The organism is Bradyrhizobium lablabi (assembly GCF_018129385.1).
In the GTDB taxonomy this organism is placed as follows: Bacteria; Pseudomonadota; Alphaproteobacteria; order Rhizobiales; family Xanthobacteraceae; genus Bradyrhizobium; species Bradyrhizobium lablabi_C.
In genome coordinates, this window is sequence record NZ_JAFCLN010000002.1 from 667,314 (window position 1) to 692,035 (window position 24,722).

20 protein-coding genes are annotated in these 24,722 nt (G+C 64.1%); 7 read left to right on the plus strand and 13 right to left on the minus strand.

Annotation, left to right across the window (positions count from 1 at the left end; translation table 11 throughout):
- The first annotated feature begins 333 nt into the window (after positions 1-333).
- On the plus strand, positions 334-1,263 hold the full coding sequence (locus tag JQ628_RS06505; protein ID WP_212221154.1) for a helix-turn-helix domain-containing protein: 930 nt from the start codon (positions 334-336) through the stop codon (positions 1,261-1,263).
- A gap of 1 nt (position 1,264) precedes the next feature.
- On the opposite strand, the gene JQ628_RS06510 is transcribed toward JQ628_RS06505, so the two are convergent.
- From JQ628_RS06510 to JQ628_RS06525, 4 genes are all read right to left on the minus strand, one after another.
- Positions 1,265-2,200, minus strand: a complete 936-nt coding sequence (locus JQ628_RS06510) for a catalase (protein WP_212220962.1) — start codon at positions 2,198-2,200, stop codon at positions 1,265-1,267.
- 219 nt (positions 2,201-2,419) lie between these two features.
- Positions 2,420-3,703 (minus strand): MFS transporter, encoded by a 1,284-nt coding sequence (locus tag JQ628_RS06515; RefSeq protein WP_212220965.1) that lies wholly within the window; start codon positions 3,701-3,703, stop codon positions 2,420-2,422.
- Positions 3,704-3,858: 155 nt separating this feature from the next.
- Entirely contained in the window at positions 3,859-4,326 is a 468-nt protein-coding gene (locus JQ628_RS06520; protein WP_212220968.1) for a carboxymuconolactone decarboxylase family protein, read from the minus strand.
- A 26-nt stretch (positions 4,327-4,352) separates the two neighbouring features.
- Positions 4,353-4,769, minus strand: a complete 417-nt coding sequence (locus JQ628_RS06525; RefSeq protein ID WP_212220971.1) for a cupin domain-containing protein — start codon at positions 4,767-4,769, stop codon at positions 4,353-4,355.
- Positions 4,770-4,856: 87 nt separating this feature from the next.
- Between JQ628_RS06525 and JQ628_RS06530 the strand changes: the two genes are divergently transcribed.
- On the plus strand, positions 4,857-6,266 hold the full coding sequence (locus tag JQ628_RS06530) for a PLP-dependent aminotransferase family protein (protein WP_212220973.1): 1,410 nt from the start codon (positions 4,857-4,859) through the stop codon (positions 6,264-6,266).
- Positions 6,267-6,274: 8 nt separating this feature from the next.
- On the opposite strand, the gene JQ628_RS06535 is transcribed toward JQ628_RS06530, so the two are convergent.
- The 3 genes from JQ628_RS06535 to JQ628_RS06545 are packed head-to-tail and all read right to left on the minus strand — an operon-like array spanning position 6,275 to position 9,227.
- On the minus strand, positions 6,275-7,774 hold the full coding sequence (locus tag JQ628_RS06535; RefSeq protein ID WP_212220976.1) for a tripartite tricarboxylate transporter permease: 1,500 nt from the start codon (positions 7,772-7,774) through the stop codon (positions 6,275-6,277).
- On the minus strand, positions 7,774-8,262 hold the full coding sequence (locus tag JQ628_RS06540) for a tripartite tricarboxylate transporter TctB family protein (RefSeq protein ID WP_212220979.1): 489 nt from the start codon (positions 8,260-8,262) through the stop codon (positions 7,774-7,776). Before JQ628_RS06540 ends, JQ628_RS06535 begins: the two co-directional genes overlap by 1 nt.
- Positions 8,259-9,227, minus strand: coding sequence for a Bug family tripartite tricarboxylate transporter substrate binding protein (locus tag JQ628_RS06545; RefSeq protein WP_212220981.1), 969 nt, complete (start codon positions 9,225-9,227; stop codon positions 8,259-8,261). Before JQ628_RS06545 ends, JQ628_RS06540 begins: the two co-directional genes overlap by 4 nt.
- Positions 9,228-9,423: 196 nt before the next feature.
- Between JQ628_RS06545 and JQ628_RS06550 the strand changes: the two genes are divergently transcribed.
- On the plus strand, positions 9,424-10,320 hold the full coding sequence (locus tag JQ628_RS06550) for a ketopantoate reductase family protein (protein WP_212220984.1): 897 nt from the start codon (positions 9,424-9,426) through the stop codon (positions 10,318-10,320).
- Here the strand turns inward: JQ628_RS06550 and JQ628_RS06555 are convergent.
- The 5 genes from JQ628_RS06555 to JQ628_RS06575 form a co-directional block, all read right to left on the minus strand.
- On the minus strand, positions 10,317-11,051 hold the full coding sequence (locus tag JQ628_RS06555; RefSeq protein WP_212220987.1) for a DUF3750 domain-containing protein: 735 nt from the start codon (positions 11,049-11,051) through the stop codon (positions 10,317-10,319). The two genes, JQ628_RS06550 and JQ628_RS06555, sit on opposite strands and share 4 nt — an antisense overlap.
- Before the next feature lie 92 nt (positions 11,052-11,143).
- Positions 11,144-13,681 carry a branched-chain amino acid ABC transporter ATP-binding protein/permease gene (locus tag JQ628_RS06560; RefSeq protein ID WP_212220991.1) on the minus strand — a complete coding sequence of 846 codons (2,538 nt, stop codon included), beginning with the start codon at positions 13,679-13,681 and terminating at the stop codon, positions 11,144-11,146.
- The gene (locus JQ628_RS06565) at positions 13,678-14,553 is read right to left on the minus strand and encodes a branched-chain amino acid ABC transporter permease (protein WP_212220994.1); all 876 of its coding nucleotides are present in this window, start codon (positions 14,551-14,553) and stop codon (positions 13,678-13,680) included. Before JQ628_RS06565 ends, JQ628_RS06560 begins: the two co-directional genes overlap by 4 nt.
- A 73-nt stretch (positions 14,554-14,626) precedes the next feature.
- Positions 14,627-15,871 carry an ABC transporter substrate-binding protein gene (locus tag JQ628_RS06570; RefSeq protein ID WP_212220997.1) on the minus strand — a complete coding sequence of 415 codons (1,245 nt, stop codon included), beginning with the start codon at positions 15,869-15,871 and terminating at the stop codon, positions 14,627-14,629.
- 152 nt (positions 15,872-16,023) lie between these two features.
- A complete protein-coding gene (locus tag JQ628_RS06575) occupies positions 16,024-16,917 on the minus strand; it encodes an IclR family transcriptional regulator (RefSeq protein ID WP_212221000.1) in 894 nt (297 codons plus the stop codon).
- 230 nt (positions 16,918-17,147) lie between these two features.
- On the opposite strand from JQ628_RS06575, the gene JQ628_RS06580 reads away from it, so the two are divergent.
- The 4 genes from JQ628_RS06580 (at position 17,148) to JQ628_RS06595 (ending at position 21,544) form a co-directional block, all read left to right on the plus strand.
- On the plus strand, positions 17,148-18,947 hold the full coding sequence (locus tag JQ628_RS06580) for a thiamine pyrophosphate-binding protein (RefSeq protein ID WP_212221003.1): 1,800 nt from the start codon (positions 17,148-17,150) through the stop codon (positions 18,945-18,947).
- Positions 18,948-18,975: 28 nt separating this feature from the next.
- The gene (locus tag JQ628_RS06585) at positions 18,976-19,680 is read left to right on the plus strand and encodes an SDR family oxidoreductase (RefSeq protein ID WP_212221006.1); all 705 of its coding nucleotides are present in this window, start codon (positions 18,976-18,978) and stop codon (positions 19,678-19,680) included.
- An 11-nt stretch (positions 19,681-19,691) separates the two neighbouring features.
- Complete coding sequence (locus JQ628_RS06590; RefSeq protein ID WP_212221009.1) at positions 19,692-20,075, plus strand: cupin domain-containing protein; 384 nt, start codon at positions 19,692-19,694, stop codon at positions 20,073-20,075.
- A gap of 224 nt (positions 20,076-20,299) precedes the next feature.
- Entirely contained in the window at positions 20,300-21,544 is a 1,245-nt protein-coding gene (locus tag JQ628_RS06595; RefSeq protein WP_212221012.1) for an MFS transporter, read from the plus strand.
- On the opposite strand, the gene JQ628_RS06600 is transcribed toward JQ628_RS06595, so the two are convergent.
- A complete protein-coding gene (locus tag JQ628_RS06600) occupies positions 21,518-24,505 on the minus strand; it encodes an ATP-binding protein (protein ID WP_349628027.1) in 2,988 nt (995 codons plus the stop codon). The genes JQ628_RS06595 and JQ628_RS06600 overlap by 27 nt on opposite strands.
- Between the last annotated feature and the right edge of the window lie 217 nt (positions 24,506-24,722).

Consider the following 24,722-nt stretch of genomic DNA (forward strand, 5'->3'; position numbering starts at 1 on the left):
GTAGGCGCCGGGTGGCTCCGGAGTCTTTCCCAAAGCCGCTATCCTTTGCCGGAACCTGCTCCAAGCCGCCGTGACGCGCCGCCTTGCGACCAAAGTCGTAATCGAGCGCGGCGAACGGTCGCGGCCTACCGCTGTCGAGCCAGACGGCCGGGGCTACAAGTGCTTGTGATGCGTGGCACTCTTGCGGTTGGGCAACACCACTGACATTTTCGCACACCCACAGAGATGCTCGTTTTGTACAAGCGAGCATTGCCGCTCACTGATATTCAGGTGCGGAGTCGCGACCTCGCAGGGCATGACCTGCACGGGTCCCCACGGATGAGATCGATTCATATGGCGCAGGCGCCCTCTATCGGACAAATGCTCGGGCGGCCGTTGCACCTGAAGGACGCGCCCTCGCTCATCACGCGCTCGTTGCGCAGCGCGGAGCTCGCAGTGACCGAAACGCGCGACGACGATCCGGTGCCGGGCCTTTGCGGCGCATTTCCCGCCGACGATGCCTACATGGTAAGCCTCAAATTCCGCGACTACCCGGACTGCGAGTGCTGGGAACGCGGCCGCTGCGTGGTCAAGACCGATGTCCGTGCCGGCGCGACCTATCTGTATGACCTCAAGCGCGATCCGCGCTACGTGATCGACAAGCCGTTCCACTCGCTCTTTTTCTATCTGCCGCGCTCGGCGCTCGATGACATCGCAAGGCAGGCCCGCAAGCCGTGGACCGGCGAACTCGCCTATGAGCCCGGCATCGGCCATGACGACACCGTCGTCCGGCATCTCGGTACGTCGTTTGTCGAGGCACTGCGGCGGCCGGAAGAAGCCAATCAGCTTTTCGTCGACCACATGATGCTTGCACTCACGGCCCACGTCACCCAGACCTATGGCGGACTGCGGCCCGGCGCCGAGCCGGCCCGCGGCGGCCTTGCGTCGTGGCAGGTGAAGCGGGCCTGCGAAAAGCTTGAGTCCGACCTCAGCGGCAAACTTTCGCTGGAGCAGATCGCCGCCGAGTTCGATCTCTCGGTCAGCCACTTCTCGCGCGCTTTCCGAATCTCTACCGGCCTGCCGCCACATCAGTGGCTGCTTCGCCAGCGCATCAAGGCGGCCAAGCAGTTGATGAGCGTCCGCGACCTGCCGCTGTCGGAGATTGCGATCTCGGCCGGCTTTGCCAATCAAAGCCACTTTACGCGGGTGTTTTCGGCCGTGGCCGGGGTCAGCCCGGCGGCGTGGCGCCGTGAGGTGCAGGGCGCTAACGAAGCCGCAGGTTGATCTACCTGGCGGCGCGCTTTGCCGGTGAGATGGCATAGGCAATGCCGCGCGCCGCAAAGATTTCGTCCGGCGGCCGGTCGATGCCTTCCGCCAGATTTGCCGGATCGAATCCAAGCGCATCGCAGGTTTCGTCCGCTTCAAGCCCGGTGATGACGATTGTCCCGAGCCGTACCGCCTCGCGGCGGTCCTCGTCCGGCCAGCGGACGGTCACATCCATGACGGGATCACCGGGACGGTCAAGCAGCGCCATGACGTTGAAGCGGACATCCCCCGTGGCGATCCGGCTTTCGAGGTCGTCATGCAGCAAGGCGGCGGACATGGCCTTGGTCCCGGCTGTGTTCCTGGCCGGCTTGACCTCTCTGCCGGCGGGGACGACCTTGAACTTGATGAAGCGCGTCTCGCCCTTTGCGTTTGTCGCCGGAAAACAATGAACGCCCCAATAGGTGGTGCCGGCAAAGCTGGCGGGCGGCGGATGGGCCGCGAGGTAGTCGGCCTGACGCAGCGTTTCCGGATTGGCGGCGGAGAACGCCCGCAGTTTCCTGATGTTCGGCTTGCCGTCCACCCGCGGAATGCGCACTTCCAGGAAAGCCAGCATCTGGTCGAGCGTTTTCGCGAAATGGACCGGCGCGCTCTCGACCAATATGTCCGAGCGATGGTCGGCCCCACCGAGCCTGAAACTGAAGCCGAGCAGTGCAAGGCTGTTGGCGTCAGGCGCGTCGGGATTTCCGTCAATCGAAAACCGTGCCAGCACGCGGGATGGCCTTGTGAAGCTGCGGGATTTTGTAATTTCCTTCGCCTGGTCGGAGGCGGCATAGGTGCCGCGAACGCATTGGCCTTTGACGAAGTGCGCGCGCGCCTTTGGCAGCCCGCCGGATACGGCTTTGAGGGCGGCGACGATGGATGCGGGCGTGGCGGCGCCGGCAGGAAACCGGGACACGAAGAACCTTTGGTTTAGCGCGTTAGGTACGCGTTGTAGTTGCCGTGCACCAGGCCGTCTTTCCCAAAGCCGCCATGACTTGTCCGATCCTGCTTCGGGTTTGCCGCGGCATGCGCCGTCCGGCTGATCGACCCTGGACCACGGGATAGGAGCGCGAACCCCTCGTACGATAGCGCGCAAGGTTCCATGCGACGCATCCTTGCGCCAGCGCAAGCGAATTCACGCCGCCTGCTGACGCGCCCGCATCTCTTCCGACGGCTTGATGTCCTGCGAGCGGCTGTAGATCGCAACCGCCGCGATCAGCACGACGGTCAGCACGCCGAACAGGGCGCGGTAGGCGCTCTCGCTGCGCGCGCCGTCGGCCAGTGGTTCGAATGAACCGATGACGATGCCGGAAAAGGTTTGCATGCAGGCGACGCCCAGCATCACGCATGTGTTGATCGTCGCCATGCCGCGCCCGATCAGCCGGTCCGGAATGATGCCGCGGCCGTGCGTCATCACCATCGTGCTGGACGCCGCGAAGAAGCCCATGCAAAGGATGGCGCCGACCGGGACCCAGACCGGCGCGCTGGATGCGAGCGCCAGCACCGCCATCGTGCAGACGATCGCGAGCGTGCCGCCGATGGCAATCCATTTGCGGGTATCGAGCCGGCGGTCCAGCGGACCGAAGGCAACGATCCCGAACTGATAGGTGATGACGGCGGCGAGCAGGACGTTGCCGGCCTCGATCGGAGTAAAGCCGTGCACCTCGCGCAAATAAGGCCCGCCCCAAAGGCCTTGCACTGTAAAGACGCAGGCGTAGTTGCAGAAATTCATCGCCAGGATGGGCCGCAGGCGGGGATTGCCGAGCACTTCGATCAGGCCCTGTAGCAGTTGGCCCGGCGATTCCGGCTTGCGCGCGAGGAAAGGGTGGCCGGGGGGCGCATCGCGCACGATCAGCCAGACGGCGATGGTGGCAAACGCAATGAACACGACGACGGCGCCGAACGCTGCGCGCCAGCCGATCGCCTGAGAAGCCCAGGCCAGCGGGGTGGTGGCGACGAGATTGCCGACGAGGCCGATCGACAGCACCATCGCGGTCAGCGTGGAAAAACGATCCGGCGGAAACCAGCGCGAGATCACCACCATGCTGCCGATCAGCATCACACCGAAACCTGCGCCCATCATCACACGGCCGGTGAGCAGGACGGGCCACGTCGGTGCCAGCGCAAAAATCGCCGCACCGGTCGTAGCGAGGATCAGCATGCCGACCACGGTGAGGCGCGGGCCGAAATGGTCGAACAGGAGGCCGCAAGGAATCTGCATCGCGGCAAAGCCGAAGAAGAACGCGCCCGTCAGCGCGCCGAGGGCTTCCGGCCCGATCGCGAGGTCGCGCATCAGGTCGAGGCCGATGGTGACATTGGCGGCGCGGAAGAAATGGCTGCCGACATAGGCGGTGGCCAATGTCGCGACGATGATCAGGCCCCGGCGGAGGGGGAAAGGGCGCCGCTCGGAGGACTGCATCGGTGAGGTATGTCCCGCTTCTTGTTGGGAAGGATCTGTGGCGGTCTGGTTTTGCCGAGCCTAAGCGGGCTTGCTGAGCAATTCAAGCAGCGTACACCGGCGGAGGTCCACCGATAGTGCGCTGCAACTATTTCATGACGATGCCACGTGGCCGTTTACGCAGCGCGCGCGTTCTGAAGCACGGCCTGCGGCGTTTTCCGGAAACTGATGGCCAGCCGGTTGTAGGTATTCATCAGCCCGATCGCGATCGTCAAATCTGCCAGCTCCTTTTCCGAGAAGACGGCGCGCGCGGCCTGGAAATCTTCCTCCGGCACGCCGGTCTCGGCGACGCGCGTCACCGTTTCGGCCCAGGCCAGCGCGGCCCGCTCGCGCTCGCTGAAGAGGTCGCCGGCTTCGTGCCAGGCCTGTAGCAACGCGAGCTTTTCGGTCCTGACGCCCTGCTTGAGGAGGTCGCGGGTGTGCATGTCGAGGCAAAAGGCGCAGTTGTTGATCTGCGAGACGCGCAGATAGACGAGATTCACCAGCTCGCCGGGAAGGCCGCTCTGCATGATGTAGCCGTACACGCTGCCGAGCGCCTTTACGCCATTCGGCGCGATCTGGTCGTATTCGAGACGTTTGGTCATTATCGTTCTCCGTAAATGTTCAGTCGTTATTTGAGGTAGGTGGTCAGTTGCTTGTCGCCGGTGTCGGCGACGAAAACCGCGAGCAGCTTTGCCGGCTTGGTCTTGCTCGCGTTGCGGCTGACGGGATGGCTGGCGCCGGGCGGCTCGGACCAGCTCTCGCCGGCCTTGTAGATGCGCGTCGTGCCGTCATTCACCTTCGACTCGATCTCTCCGGAAATGACATAGGCGTAGACGAAGGCCGATTTCGCGTGGGTGTGCGGCGCGGAGGCTGCGCCCGGCGCATAGTCGACGACAAAAGCGATCAGCGACTTGCCAGGAACGTTCGGAATCGCCTGCTCGAAGTTTTGCGTGACCTTGTCGCCGGTGTCATGCCCGAAGGCCGGCGTAATGGTCGCGAGGGCAATGGCGGCCCAGGCCGCCCTGATAAAGGTTTTCATCTTCATGGCTGTTCTCCTTCTCGCCAAGAGATGCGCCTTTTGTGGGTTATAAAAAAGAACCAAAAACCGACAGAAATCGTGTACTACGGCGGTATGGCCAAACCGCTTCATTTGAAGATCGACCGGGCCGCGAAGACGCCGCTGGCCGAGCAAATCCGAAGGGCGCTCGCCACGGCGATCGAAAGCGGGGTGCTCGCACCGCGCGCGCGCCTGCCGTCGTGGCAGGACCTCGCCGCACAACTTGGCGTCGCGCGCGGCACCGTGCGCACGGCCTATGAAAAGCTGTCCGCGGCGCAACTGATCGTGGCATCGCGCTCGGCCGGGACCCGTGTTGCGGAGCGGCCTCGCGCCGCGCGGCGGCCCGAACGGCGTCCCGATCCCGGCTCGTTCATGGAGATGTACCAGGAGCTGACGCAGGGCCCGGCCATCTTCCAGATGGGCGTGCCTGCAACGGACACATTTCCCGCTACGCTGCTGGCGCGCATCCGCGCCCATGCGGTTCGCGCGGAAACCGCCGCGCCGCCGATCTATGCCGACCCGCGCGGCGAACTTGAATTGCGGCGCGAGATCGCCGCCTATCTCGCCATCGCGCGTGGCATCGAATGTTCGCCCTCGCAAGTCTTCATCACAGGCGGATACAGCAGTGGCCTCGGACTGACGCTGCGCGTGCTCGGCCTCGAAGGACAAAAGGCCTGGGTGGAAGAGCCCGGCTTCCCCTTCACCCGGAAGGGCCTCGAACTCGCAAGACTATCGCTTGCGCCGATACCGGTCGACGCCAGCGGCATCGACGTCGATCATGGGCTTCGCCGTTTTCCGGATGCGAAGATGGTTGTGGTGACGCCGGGTCAGCAGGCGCCGCTCGGTGTGACGATGTCGCTGGAGCGGCGCTTGCGCCTGCTCGACTGGGCCTCTAGTGCGCGCGTCTGGGTGATCGAGGACGATTATTTGAGCGAGTTGCAGTTGAAGGGGCGGGCGGCGCCGGCGCTTGCCTCGCTCGATCGCGAAGGGCGCGTCATCCACATCGGCTCCTTCAGCAAGACCATCAGCCCGACGTTGCGGCTCGGCTTCCTCGTCGCGCCTGTTACGCTGATGTCGCGCTTCGCCGAGGTCGCCGCATGTCTGGCGCCGCCGCCCGGGCCATCCGTGCAGCTCGCAGTCGCCGAGTTCATGCGCGAAGGCCACTATCTGCGCCATCTGCGGCGCACCAAGCGGGCCTACTCGGCGCAGCGTGACGCGCTGCTGGAGCAGTTGCTGCCGCACGCAAAGGATGCAGCCATCACAACCGCGGGCCTGGGCGTATTGCTGCGCTTGCCCGATGGTTCGCCGGACACGTCCATTGCGAGGGAATGCCTGGCGTTTGGATTGGCGCCGCCTCCGCTGTCAGCCTGGTACATGCGTCCGGCCGGCCGATCGGGGCTTCTTCTGGGCGTCGCGACGGTACCGAAGAGGAATCTCGCGAGAGCCTGCGACCGCCTTTGGGGGATCATCGATCGCTTTAGATGAACCCGACCCTAATCTTCGCTCGCCTTGAACCGCCCAAGTCCCTTCATCACAAACGGCGCGATCAGCGCAATCAAGGCGATCGCGAGCAGGGTGGCCGACATCGGGCTTTGCAGCAGCGTCATGGGATCGCCGAGGCTGATCTGTAGCGCGCGGCGAAGCTGGCTCTCGGCAATCGGGCCGAGAATGAGCCCGACGACAACAGGCGCGATCGGGAAATCGAACCGGCGCATCAAAAAGCCCAGCACGCCAAAGCCCGCCAGCATCGACAGCTCGACCACCGATGGTTTCGCCGCGATCGTGCCCATGGTCGCGAACACCAAAATGCCCGCATACAGCCAGGGCTGCGGGATCGCCAGCAGCTTCACCCACAGGCCCACCAGCGGCAGGTTGAGCACCAGCAGCATGACGTTGGCGATGAACAGGCTCGCAATCAGGCCCCACACCAGGTCGGGCCGCTCGGCGAACAGCAGCGGCCCAGGATTCAGCCCGTATTGCTGAAAGCCGGCGAGCATCATCGCGGCGGTCGCCGATGTCGGAAGCCCGAGCGTCAGTAGCGGCACCAGCGTGCCGGCAGCGGAGGCGTTGTTGGCGGCTTCCGGCCCGGCGACGCCTTCGATCGCGCCCTTGCCGAATTCTTGCGGGTAATTGGTGAGCCGCCGCTCGGTCGAGTAGGACAGGAAGGTCGGAATCTCGGCGCCGCCGGCGGGCAGTGCGCCGATGGGGAAACCGAACATCGTGCCGCGCAGCCATGCTTTCCAGGAGCGTTTCCAGTCCTGCGCCGTCATCCACAGCGAGCCGCGCACCGGTTCCAGCTTTTCCTCGGCATGATGGCGGCGCGAGACGACGTAAAGCGCTTCGCCCACCGCGAACAGGCCGACCGCGAGCGTGGTGACCTCGACGCCGTCGAGCAGTTCGGGCACGCCGAAGGAAAGGCGCGGCTGGCCGGTGAGCTTGTCGATGCCGACGAGGCCAAGCGTCAGCCCGATGAACAGGCTGGTGAGACCGCGGATCGGTGAATCGCCGAAGGTTGCGGATACCGTGACGAAGGCGACGCACATCAGCGCAAAGTAATCTTCAGGCCCGAAACGCACGGCGACGTCGACCAGCCACGGCGCAAGGAAGGCAAGACCGATCGTGGCGAGCGTGCCCGCGACGAACGAGCCGATTGCGGCGGTCGCCAACGCCGGGCCGCCGCGGCCGGCCTTGGCCATCTTGTTGCCTTCGAGCGCGGTCGCCATCGAGGCGCTTTCGCCGGGCGTGTTGATCAGGATGGCGGTGGTCGATCCGCCATACATGCCGCCGTAATAGATGCCGGCGAACATGATCAGCGAGCCGCCGGGATCGAGCTTGTAGGTCACCGGCAGCAGCAGCGCGACGGTGAGAGCAGGGCCGATGCCGGGCAGCACGCCTACCGCGGTGCCGAGGAAGACGCCGATCAGCGCATAGAGCAGGTTCATCGGCTGCACGGCAACGGCCATGCCATGGGCGAGCGCGGCAAAGGTTTCCATTACAGCAGTCTTTCCAGCGGGCCGGAGGGCAGGCTCAGCGTCAGCAGCTTGTCGAAGGCGAGATAGATCAGCGTGGTCAGCACCAGCGCGATCACGATGTCGGTGACGATCGCGCGCCGCCCGAACGCCGCCGACGTGGTGACGAACAAGGCCGACGTTGCAAGGATGAAGCCGCCGCCGAAGCCGATGATGGCGATCAGCAGCGCAAGCCCGATGAGGATCAGCAGCACCGCCTTGACATCGGCGCTCTCGCGCGGCGGCAGGTTGCCGCGCAGCGCGTCGATCAGGTTGCCGATTGCGAGCAGGCCGAGCCCGACCGCGACGACGACAGGCATCGCGCCGGGGCCCATTCCGTAGGTCGTCGCCGACTGCAACTGGCTCGCGTCCCACACCAGCACCGCGGCGAGCACCGCGAGCGCCAGCGCAATGACAAGGCCGGCGCGATCGACGCGCCGTGGCGCCGGCCTGTTGGATGTCCCATCGGTCATGATTTGACGAGGCCAACCGACTTCAGCACGTCGGTGACGCGCACGATTTCCTTCTTCAGGAAATCCTGGAAGGCATCGCCGGAGAGATAGGCGTCATCCCAGCCCTTTTGCTTGAGGATGTCCTTCCAGGCGTCTGATTTGACCATCTTTTCCACCGCGTCGTTCAGCGTCTTGCGCTGTTCGGCGGTGATGCCGGGCGGCGCCACCACCGAGCGCCAGTTGGCCAGCACGAGGTCGATGCCTTGCTCCTTGAAGGTCGGAATATCAGAGCCCGGGATACGCTTCTCCGAGCTTACGCCGATCGCGCGCAGCTTGCCTGACTTGATCTGGCCTTCATATTCGCTCAGGCCAGAAATGCCGGCCGTGACCTTGGCGCCGAGAATGGCGGCAAGCGACTCGCCGCCGCCTGAGAACGGGACATAGTTGACCTTCTTGGCATCGGCGCCGACCGCGCCAGCGAACAGCGCCGCCATCACGTGGTCGACGCCCCCGGCCGAGCCGCCGGCGAAAGTCACCTTGGCGATGTCGGCCTTCAGCGCATTGGCCAGATCCTGCGCCGTCTTGAGCGGCGAACTCGCGGGCACGACGATCACCTGAATCTCTTCCGTGAGGCGCGCGATCGGCGTTACCTGCTCGAGCGTCACCGGCGACTTGTTCATGGCGAGCGCGCCGACCATGACAAAGCCGTTCACCATCATCTGGTTGCCGTCGCCCTTGGCGCCGTTGACGAACTGCGCAATGCCGACGCTGCCGCCGGCGCCGGCCACATTGGTGACCTGCACGCTGCGGGCGATCTTGGCGGCGACCAGCGCCTGCTGCATCGCGCGTGCCGTCTGATCCCAACCGCCACCGGGGGCCGCGGGCGCCATTAGCTTGAGTTCGAGCTGCTGGGCGAGCGCCGGGGAGGCGACCGCGAGGGTGAAGGCGATTGCAGCGCCAAACAGGCGCCTGGGTACTGGGATCATTGAGGTTTCCTCCGAGAGCCTTGGCGGCGCGGCCGCTGTCGATGAGCTGCCGCATCGCGTCAATTCGTCGCATTTCAGCCGGAAAAGCCTCCGCTGTCCAGACGCATCGCTCAGTCGTGCCAAACGGCGATGCGGAAAGCGTAATAGAAATCCACAGGGGTCATCGAGGCCGCAACGGAACAGTACGAGAGAGATCATGAACGTCGCGATCATGGGCGCCGGCGCCATCGGCTGTTACTTCGGAGCGCTGTTGGCGCGCGCCGGTCATTCCGTCGTCCTGATTGGACGCCCCGTCCATGTCGAGGCCATCAACAAAAATGGTCTGCTGCTCGAAACCAAAACGTTCCGCGATTATCTTCCCGCGCGCGCTTCCACCGATGCTTCCGCGATCGCCGATGCAGACCTCGTCCTGTTCAGCGTCAAGTCGCAGGATACCGAGAGCGCCGGGCGGTCGATGACTTCGCATCTCAAGCCAGGCGCAACCGTGCTCAGCCTCCAGAACGGCGTCGACAACGCCGAAAGACTTTCAGAGGTCATCGGCCGCGCCGTGACGCCGACGGTGGTGTATGTCGGCACGGAAATGGCGGGGCCGGGACATGTCAGGCATCACGGTCCCGGCGAACTCGTGATCGGCGCCGGGCCGGAAAGCGACAAGCTCGCTGCGCTGATATCGGAGGCCGGCCATCCCTCGCGTGTGGACGCGAACGTAGCGGAAATCCTCTGGCACAAGCTGATCACCAACTGCGCCTACAACGCGATGTCGGCGGTCTCGCAGCTTCCTTACGGCGCGATGGTGGAGGTGGAGGGCGCAAGGGACGTCATGCGCAACGCCGTGACGGAATGCGCCGCTGTTGCGCGCGCCTGCGGCGTCGCCGTGCCGGATGACATTGTCCAGAGGGTGCTGACCGTCGCGCGCAACATGCCGAGCCAGTCTTCCTCGACGGCTCAGGATCTCGCGCGCGGCAAGACCACCGAGATCGACTATCTCAACGGCTATGTGGTGCGAAAGGGTTTAAGCCTCGGCATATCAACGCCGACCAATCTGGCGCTACAGGTCATGGTCAAGCTGCGCGAGCGCAAGCTTGCCGGCTAAGCGGGACCAGCCGTCATGCCGAGCCGGCCGATGCCCGGAAATTTCAGCGCCGGCCGGCGGATGTCGAGGCCGAGCACCGCTCCGAGGAAATTGATCTCAAAGCCTTCGACCCAACCGATGGTGAGGCCGATATAGCCGCCGAGCGTAGCAAAGACGCCGGTGCCGGATGCGGTTACCCCGAACCAATCGCCGTCATAAGGAAAATCCTTGCCGATCGCGGTCGGCGGCAGCACCGCCTTCAGTTCGGGAACGGCGTTGAGCGCGGCCTGCACAAAGGTGTTCGAATTCGGTCCCGGCCAGGGGCTGTAGTCGCCATAGGCGCGGAACTTGTAGTTCTCGACGACGTGGCGGATTTTTGGAATGAGCAGGGCGGCTTTTTCGCCGTCGACGGCCACCACGGTCTCGGGCGCTGCGCCGAACCAGCGGGCATCGGCGGCAAAGCCGTTGGTGCGGATCGGCTCGCCCCAGGCGGTGTAGTCGTATCGCGTATAGCGGTTCGCGCCCTTTTCCTTGATGACGATCCAGCTATGGACCGCAAAGATGCTCTTCCAGCGCAGCGTGCGCGCGGCATAGATGCGGATGAGGGCGTCGGGGTTCTCAGTGGCCGGCGGCAATAGTCCGGCGCTGGAACGGTCCGCCGTCTGCCAGCTACCCCTGGCGTCACCGGCCCAAAAATATTGCGCGGCCGATACGCCGATCGGCACGAATACCAAAAGCAGGAAGATGAGCACGAATTTTCTCAAGGGGGACAGTCGGAACGGGATGCTCGGCTCAATATAGGTCTGCCCGCCGCGTGCGCCAGCGGCATGGCGCCGCGCCGTTTCTAAAGCCAGAGTATCTTCTTGCGGTATTCCAGGTCGGTCAGCAGCGGGGCGGCCGGTCCCTGGTGAAATACCTTGCCCCGCTCCAGCGCAAAGACCCGGTCGGCGAGCGCCAGCACGAGGTCGAGATTGTGTTCGACAATAACGATGGAGGCGTGTTGCCGAAGGAGATCGAACACCTTGAACAGTTCGAGGATCACCGCCGGCGCCAGGCCCTCGAACGGTTCGTCGAGCAGCAGCAGCTTGACATTGCCCGACATCGCGCGCGCCACCGCCACCATCTGCTGCTCGCCGCCGGAGAGATAATCCGCCGCGACATCCATCCGCGCCTTGAGGCGCGGGAAATATTCGAGGATGCGTTCCTCGCTCCATACCACGCCGCTGCTGCCGTCAGTCTTGCGCGCCAGCCGCCCGAGTGCGAGGTTTTCCCGCACCGTCATGCCGGCAAACAGCCCGCGCCCCTGCGGCACGTAGCCGATGCCCATGCGAGCGATATCCGGCGCCGGCAGGCCGGCGATAGCGCGCCCCTGATATTCGATGGCGCCGGAAGCTGGCGGCACCAGCCCGGCGAGCGTCTTCAGCAGCGTCGACTTGCCGGCGCCGTTGCGGCCGAGCAGGGCGACGATCTCGCCTTCGCGCACGTCGAGCGTGGCGTCGTGCAGGATATGGCTCTTGCCATAGAAGGTGTTGACGCCCTCGAAGCGAAGGATCTGCGCAGCCTCCTCCTTTGCAGCATCGCTGCGGCTGTGCTCGACTTCGGGAATGCCGGTGCCGGTGTAGATCTCCTGGACGCGGCGGTCGCTGCGCACGGCGGCGGGCGAACCCGTCATCAGGACTTCGCCCTGGTTCATGACGGTGACGTGTTGCGAGAAGCCGAGCACGCGGTCGATGTCGTGCTCGACGATCAACACGGGAATATTTTGCGAGATATTCTTGATCAGGTTCGACACCCGCTCGCGCTCGGCAGCCGCAAGGCCCGCCAGCGGCTCGTCGAGCAGCAGCACCTGCGGCTTGGAGCCGAGCGCGATGCCGAGATCAACCAGCCGCTGCCCGCCATAGGACAGCTCGCCGCCCTCGATTGTCTCGATGCCTTCCAGTCCGAGGAATTTGATCAGTTCTGCGGCCTCAGCGTGCACCTCGGAATAAGAGTCGATATCACGCCAGATGTTGAAGCGCATCGGATGGCGCGCCTGTAGCGACAGCCGCAGATTTTCGTAGATGGTGAGCTCGCGGAACAAATTGGTGATCTGGAACGAGCGCGCCAGCCCCTGATGGCAGATCAGGTCGGACGGCGTGCCCTGAATCTCCTTGCCGTTGAGGCGGATGGTGCCGCCGTCGGGCGCGTAGAGGCCGGAGACGAGGTTGAAGAGCGTCGTCTTGCCTGCACCGTTCGGTCCGATCAACGCGTGGATTTCGCCGGCGCCGACCGTCAGGCTGGCATTGCTGACAGCGCGGATGCCACCAAATTTTTTCGAGATGCTTTCGACCTCCAGCACCGTTCCCTTCAACCCCTCGGGCCGCAAAAAAGCCGGCAGTGGCAGGCCTTCGTAGATTTTCCGCCTGCTCATCGCGGCGGCTTCTTCCGGCGGTGGCCAGAAGCGGCGGCGGACGGTGGCCCAGATGCCGACGAGACCGCCCGGCGAATACAGGATGAAGGCGACGAAGATCAGCCCGAACCACAGCAGCCAGTTCGGCGTCCAGATCGAAAACAGCTCGCGGAACAGGATGAAGAACAGCGTGCCCAGCGCCGGCCCCAGCATGCTGCGCATGCCGCCGATCACGACAATTGCCAGCAGTTCGCCGGAGAAGGGCACCGAGACGGATTCCGCCGACACCAGATAATTCTGGAAGCCGATCAGTCCGCCCGCGAGTCCCGTTACCACAGCCGAGATGACGAACACCGCGAGCTTGTAGCGCTCGACCGGATAGCCCTGAAAGGTCGCGCGCAACTGGTTGTCGCGGATCGCGACCAGCACGTGGCCGAATGGCGAGCGCGCCAGCCGCAGCAGCAGGTAAAGCACCGCGAGCGAGATCACCGCGACCACGATGTAATAGTTGAGTGCGTTATCCAGATTGAACGGCCCGATGCTGCCGCGCTTCAGCCCGCCGAGGCCGTCCTCGCCGCCGGTGAGCGAGGTCCAGCGGAACGCTGTGGTGTAGGCAAGCGCGGCGAGCGCCAGCGTCAGCAGCGAAAAATATACGCCGCGCCGTCGCAGGATGACGACGCCGACAAAGGCGGACGCCGCGGCGACGATCACCATGGATAGCAGCAGCGGCAGCCAGATTTCGCCGCGGAACCAGTTGAGCTGGATCAGCCCCGCCGCATAGGCGCCGATGCCGAACCAGGTGCCGTGGCCGAACGAAACGAGGCCGGTATAGCCGACGCAGAGATTGAGGCCCATCGCGGCCACCGCCAGCGCCACAATCATGGTGCCGGTGTTGTAGGAGAGCCCGAGCGCATAGAGCACGAACGGCAGCAGGACCACCGCGAGCGTCGCGATCAACAATGGCCGGTATTTTGTCCCCGATGACACCGTCATTCGAATTTCTCGATCCGTTCGCCGAGCAATCCGCGCGGGCGCACCAGCAGCACCAGGAACATCAGCATGTAGATCGAGGCTTCGCCCGCGGCCGGCTCGAAATGGATCGTGATGCCGCGCACAACGCCGACCAGCAGCGCCGCGATTACCACGCCCCAGAAACTGCCGAGGCCGCCGATCACGACCACGACAAAGGCGATGGTGATGATCTCCGATCCCATCGCCGGATGCACGGTCGAGATCGGCGCAAAGAACACGCCGGCGAGCGCGGCCATGCCGACGCCGAGCATCACGATCGCGGTCATGTAGGGCTGCAATCGGATGCCGAGCGCGGCCACCATGTCGGGCCGCTGGATGCCGGCGCGCACCACCCGGCCGAACGAGGTCTTGTGCAGCAGCAGCCAGACGCCGATCAGGACGACAGCGACCACGGCGAGGATCAGCAGGCGGTAACGCGAGAACAGGAAATCGCCGATGATGACCGAGCCGCGGAAAGCTGGAGCGATCGAGGCCGGGATCGGCGGCGAGCCCCAGATGATGCGGATCGCCTGTTCGGCGACCATCGCGAGCGCAAAGGTCACGAGCAGGCTCAGGATCGGGTCGGCGGTGTAGAAGCGGCGCAGGATGAAGCGCTCGAACAGGATTCCGAGCAAGGCGACCGCGATCGGCGAAATCACCACCGCTGCGCCGAAGCCGAGATATTTTGTAGCTTCGACCGAGAGATAGGCACCGAGCGCGTAGAAGGCGCCATGGGCGAGATTGACCACGCCGCCGACGCTGAAGATCAGCGACAGCCCCAGCGCAATCAGAAGGTAATAGCCTCCGAGCACGAGGCCATTCACCACCTGTTCCAGCAAGAAGGCGAACTGCATGGGATGCCGCGATCTCTACAAAAATGGCGCCGGCGATTGATGCCGGCGCCGCACATGCGCGCGAGTGTTGATGCTATGCCTTCATCTCGCAGGGATTTTGCGTCCTGGTCGGGTAGATCGTTTCCAGCGGCTGGCCCGCCACCGGCACCGCATCGCCCAGCACCAGCATGTCCCACTTGTCCTTCATCTCGCCCTTGGCCTTGACCGTGAAGGGATAGGCCTCCTGCACGAGTTGGTGGTCCCAGGAACGGAAATAGCCCTTGCGCGCCTTCATGATGTCGAGCTCGGTCTGCTTCTCGAAATAGGCGATCAGCGCCTCGCTCTCGGTCGACTTGGTATCTTCAATGGCCTTGGCCAGTGCCTTCAGCGTGATGTATTCGATCCAGGCGTGGTTTTCCGGCGGCTTGCCGTATTTCCTGGTGAAGGATTCGACGAAGGCCTTCGAGGCCGGATTGTCGAGCGTGTGATACCAGACCGTCGGCCAGGTGCCGCTGAGATTGCCTTCGCCCATCGCCCAGGCATCGCCGGTGTTGAGGTTGAAACCGACCAGCGGATAGGGGAAGCCGAACTCGGCATATTGCTTGACGAGGTTGGTAACCTGGTTGCCGGCGAGATTGCAGCAGACGACATCAGGCTTGGATTGCCGCACTTTCAGAAGATAGGGACTGAAATCCGTAACGTCGGTCGCGATCAGTTCGTCGCCGGCCAGCGTAGCGCCATTGGCATCGAAGAAGGATTTGGCCGCCTTCAACAGGTCATGGCCGAAGATGTAATCGGCGGTCAGCGTGTGGAATTTCTTGCCCTTGACCATGCCCTTTTGATTGAGCGCGGTGCCGACCGCGTTGACCATCACCGTGTTCGGGATGTCGCAGTGGAAGGAATAGCGGTTGCAGTTCTTGCCGCGCAGCGCGTCGGAGCGGGCGCCGGTCGAGAAGAACACCTTTTTGTTGCGCTCGGCGACCTGCATGATCGTCAGCGAAGACGCGGACGAGATTTCGCCGAGCAGCACCACCGCGCCGTCCTGCTCGATCATGCGCTGCGCCTTGGTGGAGGCGGTGGCGGGATTGACCGAGTCTTCCGAGATCAGGTCGATCTGTCTGCCCGTAATCCCCCCGGCCGCGTTGATCTCCTCAGCGGCCATCCTGATGCCGAGCTGGGCGTAGCCGCCGATCGCGCCAAGGAAGCCGGTCAGCGGCACGAGGTGGCCGATCTTGATCCGCGCAGGCTGCGCGCGGACGATCGCGGGAAATCCGATGGCGGAGGCGCCGGCAAAGGCGGCGCCGGCTTTCAATAACGTACGTCGGCTGGTGCGGGTCATGGTGTCTCCTCCCTGGGCGCGCGTCACGACGTCCTGCCTCCGATCTCCAGTATGCGAGATTGTGAGAGACGTTTTTTTATTGTTGGATGATATTTCCGGACGCAAGGGGTCCTGTCAACGCCAAATGCGCCGCAGGCGAAGGTCGATTGTCGTCAGAAAACCTTGGCGGCGCCTTTGGCGCCGAACTCGGCGGACAGGCGATTCGCCGCCGCCTGCACGCTTTTCGCGCGGCTTTGCAGCACCTGGTCGGTCATCCGCCAGATCGGGCCGGATATCCCCATCGCGCCGATCACGTCGCCGGTGAAATTATAGACCGGCACCGCAACGCAGCGGACTTCCGGATTGAATTCGCCGTCGTCAATGGCGATGGCGTTGCGCCGGACCTCGGCGATCTCGCGGAGCAGCGCGTTCGGGTCGGTGATTGATTTCTTGGTCGACGGCTTCAGCTCGACGCGTTCCAGAAAGCGCTTGAGCTGGTCCGGGCGCAGCGAAGCCAGAATGATCTTGCCGAGCGCCGTACAATGCGCCGGCCGCACCACGCCGACCCGGTCGGTGAGCTGGAATGCGCCGGAGCCGCTGGTGCGGGCGATGACGATCACCGCATCGCCCATTCGCACGGCAAAATGGCCGCTTTCCCCGGTTTCCCGCGACAGATCTTCGAGAATGGGCGTCGCCAGATTGACCATCTCGATTTCGTCCAACGCGCTTGCCGCCAGCGCAAACAGCGGCCGGCCAACCCGGTAGCGTTTGGAATCTTTCTCCTGCCTGATGTAGCCCAACGACACCATGGTCTTGGCGAGGTGGAACGTGGTGGAATTGTGCAGGCCGACCAGCTTGCTGAGTTCAGCAAGGCCAATGCCTTCGCGGTGGCGGGCGATCTCTTCCAGGATCGCGAAGGCGCGCCCGAGCGACTGCACGCCGCCGCGCTGGCGATCCTCGGCCTCATCGTCGATATTCGGCTCGGTCGACGGCACGAGGCGGGCAATGGAGGTCTTGCGCGGACTGGCCGGCTTCTCGCTGGTCTTCGGCTTGCTGCGCGCTTTCACGAATCTTCTCTCCCCATGGACGTTGCAGACTCTAACGTCCGCCCGCACAGCATCAAGCGCGGTTCGCGACAGACCCCGATGCGAGGCTCGAGCCTGAACCGTCCAGCCCGGCGACCATACCACAATAGCAATTGACGTACAGTATTATGAGAAAGTAGGGTCGCGGTCTTGCGACGGCAAAAAGCGAAAATGCGGGCCGTCGCCGTTGAGCGAAGGGAGAAAGCGATCCGATGGCAGGCAACATGCTCAACGGCGCACAGGTCATCGTCGACTATCTCATCCAGGAAAAGGTGCCGCAGGTGTTCGGCCTCTGCGGCCATGGCAACATCCAGTTCATCGACGCGCTGTACGAGCGCTCACACGACATCAAGACCATTTCCGTGCATCACGAGAGCGTCGCCGGCTTCATGGCCGACGTCTATTATCGCGTTTCGGGACGGCCGACCGCGACCTTCACCTCCTGCGGACCTGGCTCGGCGAACCTTCCGATCTCGCTCGGCAATGCGTTTCTGGACTCGGTGCCGTTCATGGCAGTCACCGGTAACGTGCCGACCAGCCAATTCAACCGCGGCGCATTCCAGGAACTCTATCGCCACTATCAGGCCGACTTTCCTTCAACCGTTCGCTCTTACTGCAAAAAAGTGTTTCAGCCGACGCGCGGCGAGATGGTGCCGCTCGCGGTGCGGCAGGCGTGGAAGACGATGACTTCAGGCCGTCCGGGGCCGGTCGTGCTCGACGTGCCCTTTGACGTGTTCATGGAGTCAGCCGCCGAAGAGGCGCCGAACGCGCAAGCCTGGAACGGCAATATTTCCAGCCGCTGCGGTGCCGATCCCGAAGGTATCATCAAGGCAGTCGACATGCTGCTCGGCGCCGAGCGGCCGGTAATGCTGGTCGGGCAGGGCGTGCGCTATGGCGGCGCCGCGCAGGAATTGTTGAAACTCGCCGAACGGCTCCAGATTCCGGTCGCGGCGTCCGCCAGCGGCCTTGGCGCGATCGACACCAACCATCCGCTTTCACTTGGTCTCGTCGCCCGCGCGGGGCACTATCAGGCCAATCACGCCACTCGGCAGGCGGACGTGTTGCTGGCGCTCGGCGTGCGCTTCGACGACCGCACATCGAGTTCATGGATTCCCGGATACTCCTTCACCATTCCGCCGACGCGCCTGATCCATGTCGACATCGATCCGGAAGAGATCGGCCGCAACTATCCGGTCGCGCTCGGCCTGATGGCCGACGTGCGCATCTTCCTTCAGCAAGTTCATGCCGAACTCGACCGCCGCGCGGACCTCTCCAAGCGTGCCGATGCGCGCAAAAAATGGCTGGCGCAGATCGATACGTATCGCAAGGAATGGGACAAGTTCGTCGCGCCCGGCTTTTCCGACGATACTACGCCGATCAATCCGCAGCGCGCCGCGCTGGAAATCGACAAGGCGCTGCCGGAAGACGCGATCCTCGTCAGCGATATCGGCGTGCACCACAACTGGCTGCTCGGCTTCTGCAAGCCGCGGCGGCCGGATTCGCTGATCGGCTCGATGGGGTTTGGCCCGATGGGTTTTGGCGTGGCCGGCGTGATGGGTGCAAAGTTCGCTGCGCCTGACCGTCCCTGCGTGTCCGTATGCGGCGACGGCGCCTTCTTCATGCACGCCAACGTGCTGGGCACGGCAGTGGAATACAATCTGCCGGTGGTGTGGGTGGTCTGGAATAATTACGCCTATGCCTCGATCCGCGGTCTGCAACGCGGCTATCTCGGCGGCCGCGAACTCGCGACCGACTTCCATGATCCTGTCAGCGGCCAGCGTTACAATCCGGACTTTGCGGCGATGGCGCGCTCCTGCGGCGTCGAGGGCGTCCGCGTCGATCGCGCCGGCGATATCGTCGAAGCCGTCCGCAAGGGCATCGCCGCCAACAAGCCCTATCTGATCGACGTCGATATCGCCGCCGACGTCAATCCCGCCGGTGCCGGTGTCTGGGAGCTTCCGGGCCTCGGCCGCAGCAAGCCGGGCATCGGCGTGCAGTTCGAGCCGACCTGAAATCGTCACATAGATCGAGGAAACATCGATGCAGCTTGCAGGCAAGAAGGTCGTCGTGGTCGGCGGCTCCTCCGGTATTGGCCTGGCGACGGCCGAACTCGCCAAGCGCGAAGGCGCCCAAATCATCATCGCCTCGCGCAACGCGGAGCGGCTGGATGCGATCGCCGAAAAGATGAACGTTGTCGCAATCCCCGCCGACGTCACCGACGACAAGAGCGTCGCAAATCTCTTCAAGAGCTGCGGCCCGGTCGATCATGTCGTCGTCACCGCCGCGCAGTTGCGCACCGGGCCGTTCAAGTCGGTGCCGATGGAAGACGTGCGCTCCACCATGGAAGGAAAGTTCTGGGGCGCCTGGCGCGTAGCCCGCGCGGCGGACATCCGGCCCGGCGGATCGCTGACGCTGGTCTCCGGTTTCCTCAGCATCCGCCCGCGGCCGAATTCGGCTATCGTCAGCGCGGCCAACGGCGCGCTGGAGTCGCTGGCCCGCGCGCTCGCGCTGGAACTGGCGCCGGTGCGCGTCAACGCGGTCTCGCCCGGCATCATCGACACGCCGATCCGCGCCGCGATGCCGGAAGAGGCGCGCCGCGAAATGCTGGCGAAGACCGCCGCATCGCTGCCGGTCGGCCGGGTAGGGGTGAGCGAGGACATCGCCCGGCAAATCCTTTCCTTCATGACGATCGGGTTCGTCACGGGATCGATCGTCTATGTCGATGGCGGGGCCTTGGTCACGTAAGGGAGATGGCAATGGCTTCGGAAGCAAACGGCGCCTTCATCCGCAACATCGCCGAAGTGCCTTGGCGCGAATTTCCCAACCACTTCGGCGGCGCGCTTTCAAAGCCGCTGGTGATGCCGGAAACCGCCGGCTCGCGCCGCATCGACTACCGGATATCGATGTACCAGCCGATGGCCCATGTCGCGCGGCACAGCCATCGCGTGCAGGAGCAGATCTACCACGTGCTCGAAGGCGAGGGCCTGATGGAGATCGCGGGAAAAAATCATGTCGTGCGCAAGCACGACTTCATCTTCCTGCCGCCCGGCGTCGAGCACGCCATCTCCAACTCCGGGCTCGTCGACCTCGTGTTCCTGGTGGTCACGTCACCGGTTACCGATGACGAAACGGCGGTCTGATCGCCTGTGGGCCCGTTTGCGAAGCGACCGGATCGTCGGTGCAACCTGGCGTGGATGCTGATCGACGCTGAACGAAGCTGTGACGGCGCCGCAAGCTTCGCTGCGAGGTCATTGAAGCAGTTCAGCTATTCGGGCAGCACATCCCCTTGCCGCGAAAGATGAGGTATCGGCCCGCTGCCGAACGGTGCTAAGCCGCATCCAATGTTCGCCGGGCTGGAAATTACATGAGCAGCGGTACTGTTGCGCCCGCGGGGACCGGCCGTACCGGTGACCGCGCGCTGATCTTTGCGCTGCTGGCGCTCGCCTTCGGGCACATGCTGTCGACGCTGCTGCGAACCATTCCCGCGCTCAGCATCGACCTGATGGCCGCCGATTTTGCCACCCCACCGCAGACGCTCGGGAGCCTGACCTCGATCTATCATTTTGCATTCGCCGCTTCCCAAATCCCGGTCGGCGCGGCGATGGACCGCTTTGGCATCCGCCCGGTGTCGTTGAGCCTGCTCGCGGGCACGGTGGTGGGCGCCGCCGCCTCCGGTTTTGCGACCGGGCCGGAAGCATTTTTGCTGGGCCAGTTCATGCTTGGAGTAGCCACCTCGGGCATGCTGATGTGCCCGATGACGCTCGCCGCCAAGAACGTGTCCGCCGCCCGCTTCGGCCTGTGGTCGGGCATGATCCTCTCGCTCGGCAATATCGGCATGCTGATCTCATCAAGCCCGCTGGCCTGGGTGATCGAGAACTATGGCTGGCGCGCGAGTTTTTGGCTGTCGTCGCTGTTCGGGATTGCGGTCGCGATTGCCGTCTTCCTGCTGGTTCCCCGGTCCGACCCCGCGCATGCGGACGACTCCTCTCCGCTCTCCCAGATGGTGCAGGTCATCCGGCTCGGATTGTCGCGCCGGCTGCGCGGCATCATCGCGCTGGCGCTGGTCTCGCTGGCGATTTCGCTGGTGCTGCGGGGATTGTGGGGCGGACCGTGGCTGATGGAGATCAAGGGCCTTGGCCGGATCGAGGCCGGCAACGAGCTCGGTCTGTTCACGCTCGCCTTGATCGTCGGGCCGATGGTGATCGGGCTGTTCGACCGGAAATTCGGTCATCGCCGCGCCATGCTCGCGTGCGCGCACCTGGTCGCGGCGGTGGCCCTCGTCCTGATGGCGGGCGGCGCGCCGCATCTCTTTGTGTCGAACTTTTTCGGCACGGGCATGATGCCGCCGGTGTACGACCTGGTGCTGTTCGTCGTGATCGGTTTTGCCGTGTCGGCGCAACCGCTGCTCTACGGCATGACGCGGCAACTGGTCGAGCCGCAAAACGCCGGCAAGGCTTTGTCCGCGGTCAACCTCGCCTTCTTCCTCGGCACGGCCCTGATGCAGTCGCTGACAGGGGTAGTTGCGACCGCCTTCGGTTTACCGGCGGTGCTGGTGTTCATGGCGCTGACGCTGGTCGTCGGGCTAGTCCTGTTCCTGGCGTATACCTAGATCGCCGAGCAGCGCCTCCGCCCTGAGACGCAGCGGCCTTGCTTCGCTCTGGGTCGTGATTTCGATGCAATTCCGCAGGGAACGCGTGACGGCGGATCTGTCGCTTTCGTTGTTGACCGGCGACACCATGGCTTCGGCAAACAGGGCTTCCGCTTCCACCCCGCCAAATCCCTGTTGCCGGGCGGTATTGCGTGCATCGCGCAGCAGATCGAGCGCAGGGCGCATCTGGCCGAGCCGGCTGAGTGCGAGCGCGAGATAAATCGCCGTGCGCAACTCGATGGATTTGTAACCGACCGACTTTGCATCTTCCAGCGCACCTGAAAGGATCGTCCGCGCCTCCTCGATGCGTTCCTGCTCAAAATAGGCGAGCCCGCGATAGCATGCGGTGATGGAGCCGAAGATCCGCACGCCGTGCTCCTGCGTCAGCGCGAACGCTTCGTCGAGGATGATCGCTGCGCCGGCCGGGTTGCCCTGGGCGAGCATAAGGTGGCCTCCACTATATCCGGCGGCGACGCGGTCGAACGGCCGGTTGGTCTGGTCCGCAATCTCCTGCGCAATCCGTTGAAAGTGGTCCGCCGTATCCAGTTCTCCGAGCGTTGCATGCATCACGCTCTTCATCATGCAGCACACGAGCAGCAGATATTTCGGAGTAGTGCCGATCGGGGCGCTGGCGCCCGGACGTATCAATTGTTCACAGGCTCGCGCCGTCATCTGCTCAGCTTCGCGGTAGCGGCCGGCAATATGATAGGCTTGACCGAGGCCATATTGGGCGAGGCTGAGCCAGCCGGGCTCGCCCCACTGCTCAGCCAGTTCCACAACCTGCTCACCCGTCGCGATGGCTTCTATCGGCGTGCTGTAAAAATTATGTGCCGCCGCCCTGACGGTCATGGCGGCCACCTTGCGTCCGATGTCGCCAATCTTGTCAGCGCGTCGTTCGGCTTCTTTTTCCAGTTCCAGCCACTCGGCGACCTTTCCGACACTTGCAAATGCTATGCGCGCCTCGATCCGAAGATCGATGGCTTCGACTTCGCGCTCGTGTGAAACCGGAGTCCGGTCAAGCGCATCCATGGCGATTTCGAAGTACGAAGCCGCGTCGGCGAATGCGGACCGCGCGACGCACTTTCGCGCGACGTTTCTGCCGTAGGAAATGGCCTTTCCCCAATCCTTTGCCCGTTTGGCATGGTAGCAGAGCGTATCCTGCTCCTCGCGCCGACCTTCGTCGCTCTCGAGCGCGGCAAGGATGCGCGTGTGCACCGTCTCGCGTGTCCGTTCGACCATCTGGTCATAGGTGACTTGGCGAATCATCTCGTGCGGAAACTCGAACGTATCCTCGGGAGCGCCGATTTCGGCCCTCACCAGCAATTCGGAGCGGTCCAGCGTATTGAGGACGCGCTGAAGCCGGTCTTCGGGCAGCGCGGCCACTTCGCGCAGCGTGGTCACGATCGCGCGCGAACCAAGGGCGGCCGCGATTTGCATCAGGGTGCGCTCATCCCGTGGCAGGCGGTCCAGGCGAGCGGCGATCACTCCCTGGATGCTGTTGGGGATGCCGAGGCCGGCGACCGGCCGATCGAGGGTAAGATTGCCCCATTCTCCTCGCAGCACGCCGGTTTCCTTCAGGCCCCGACATACTTCCTCGACGAACAACGGAACGCTGGCCGTGTGGCGAATGATTTGGCGCTTCAGGTCGAACGTCGTGGAGGAAACCCCCAAAATGGCATCCAGCATCGCCATTCCAGAACTTGCATCGAGCGGCCGCAAGGCGACGATTCCGGCTTCACCTTGATCGACCCATTTGGGGATATCGATGGGCCTGCTGGTCACGACGATCAGCAGATGCGGCGTTTTCAGCGACGCAAGTGCCGCGATGACGGAGTCGCTGGCACGGTCGACCCAGTGCAGGTCTTCGATCAGCAGCACCGTCGGCCGGCCCTGGGCGGCGTGCTCGACGAGCGCACAGCTCGCATCGGAAATGGCCCGTCCGCGCAACTGCGGCTCCAGCGCCTCCCAGTGAGGATCCGATATCGGCAGGTCGAGCACGGCGTCGATGGCGGTCCGCAAGGTCTGCGGCAGGCCTGCCTTCGGGTCGCGATCACCGGCTGCGGCGCCGTTAAGGATCGAGAGCAGCAGGCCCTTGAGCGCCGCAAAGGGTGAGCTTTGCAGGTTCGCGCTGCACTCGGCCTCGATCAGTTGCCAGCCGTCAAGTTGCAGCTCGTGGACAAACTCGTGAACCAGCCGCGATTTTCCGATGCCGGGTTCGCCGGTCAGGAACACGGCCCGGCCATGGGCCTGCGTACCCTCGGCCGCGCGCCTCAACTGCGAGGTCTCCCGGGTGCGGCCGACGAAGCGCGAAACATTGCGCGCCTTGCGCAGCCGCCAGCTTGAAAGATCGCGCGCGCCGGTGACCCGGTAGACCGGCACCACTTCGTTGAAACCGCGCAGGGGCTTCGGCCCCAGGAATTCGAACTGGACGTGGCCTTCGGCGAGCTTCTGGCAGGCTTCGGACGCGTAGATCTGACCGGGCCCTGCCTCTGCTTCCAGCCGGGCGGCCAGATGCTGCGCCGCACCACCGATCTCGTAAACCTTGGAAAACTCGCTGGCCACGACGTAAGCCACGACTATTCCCGAGTGCAGGCCGACCCGGACTTTTATGCCGGGATCGCCGAGCGCCTCGACGCGCCGTACCAGTTCAAGGGCGGCGTGGCAGGCCAGCGGTGCATGGTTGTCGTCAGCGATCGGCGCGCCGAACACGGCCGCCAGCCCGTCTCCGAGCTCCTTGCTGACGATGCCGCCGAATTGGCGCACGGCCGCGCGCATCGCTGCCAGTGCGGGCTCAAGCCGCGAGACCGCTTCCTCGGGGTCGAGCTCGGCGATGAGGCCGGTCGAATGGACGACGTCAGCCCTGAGGATCGTGACGAACTTGCGTTCGCTGTCCGGGTCTCCCACCGGATGCGCCGTGCTCACTGGAGGCACCTGATGTCGCCCACGTCCGTCATTGCTTGCCACGCGAAAGATCGCATTCCGCGCTTCTTGTCGGCTGCGATAGTTCGAATGAAGCACCCCGCGGGCAGCCCGGCGCAAGCGTACTTTTCGATTGTACCCAGCAGAGCTGACGGGACAAGCCGTCATTCGGGTTGTCTCTGGACGTCACGCAGCCTTGGGTGATAGCCTTACTTTCGGA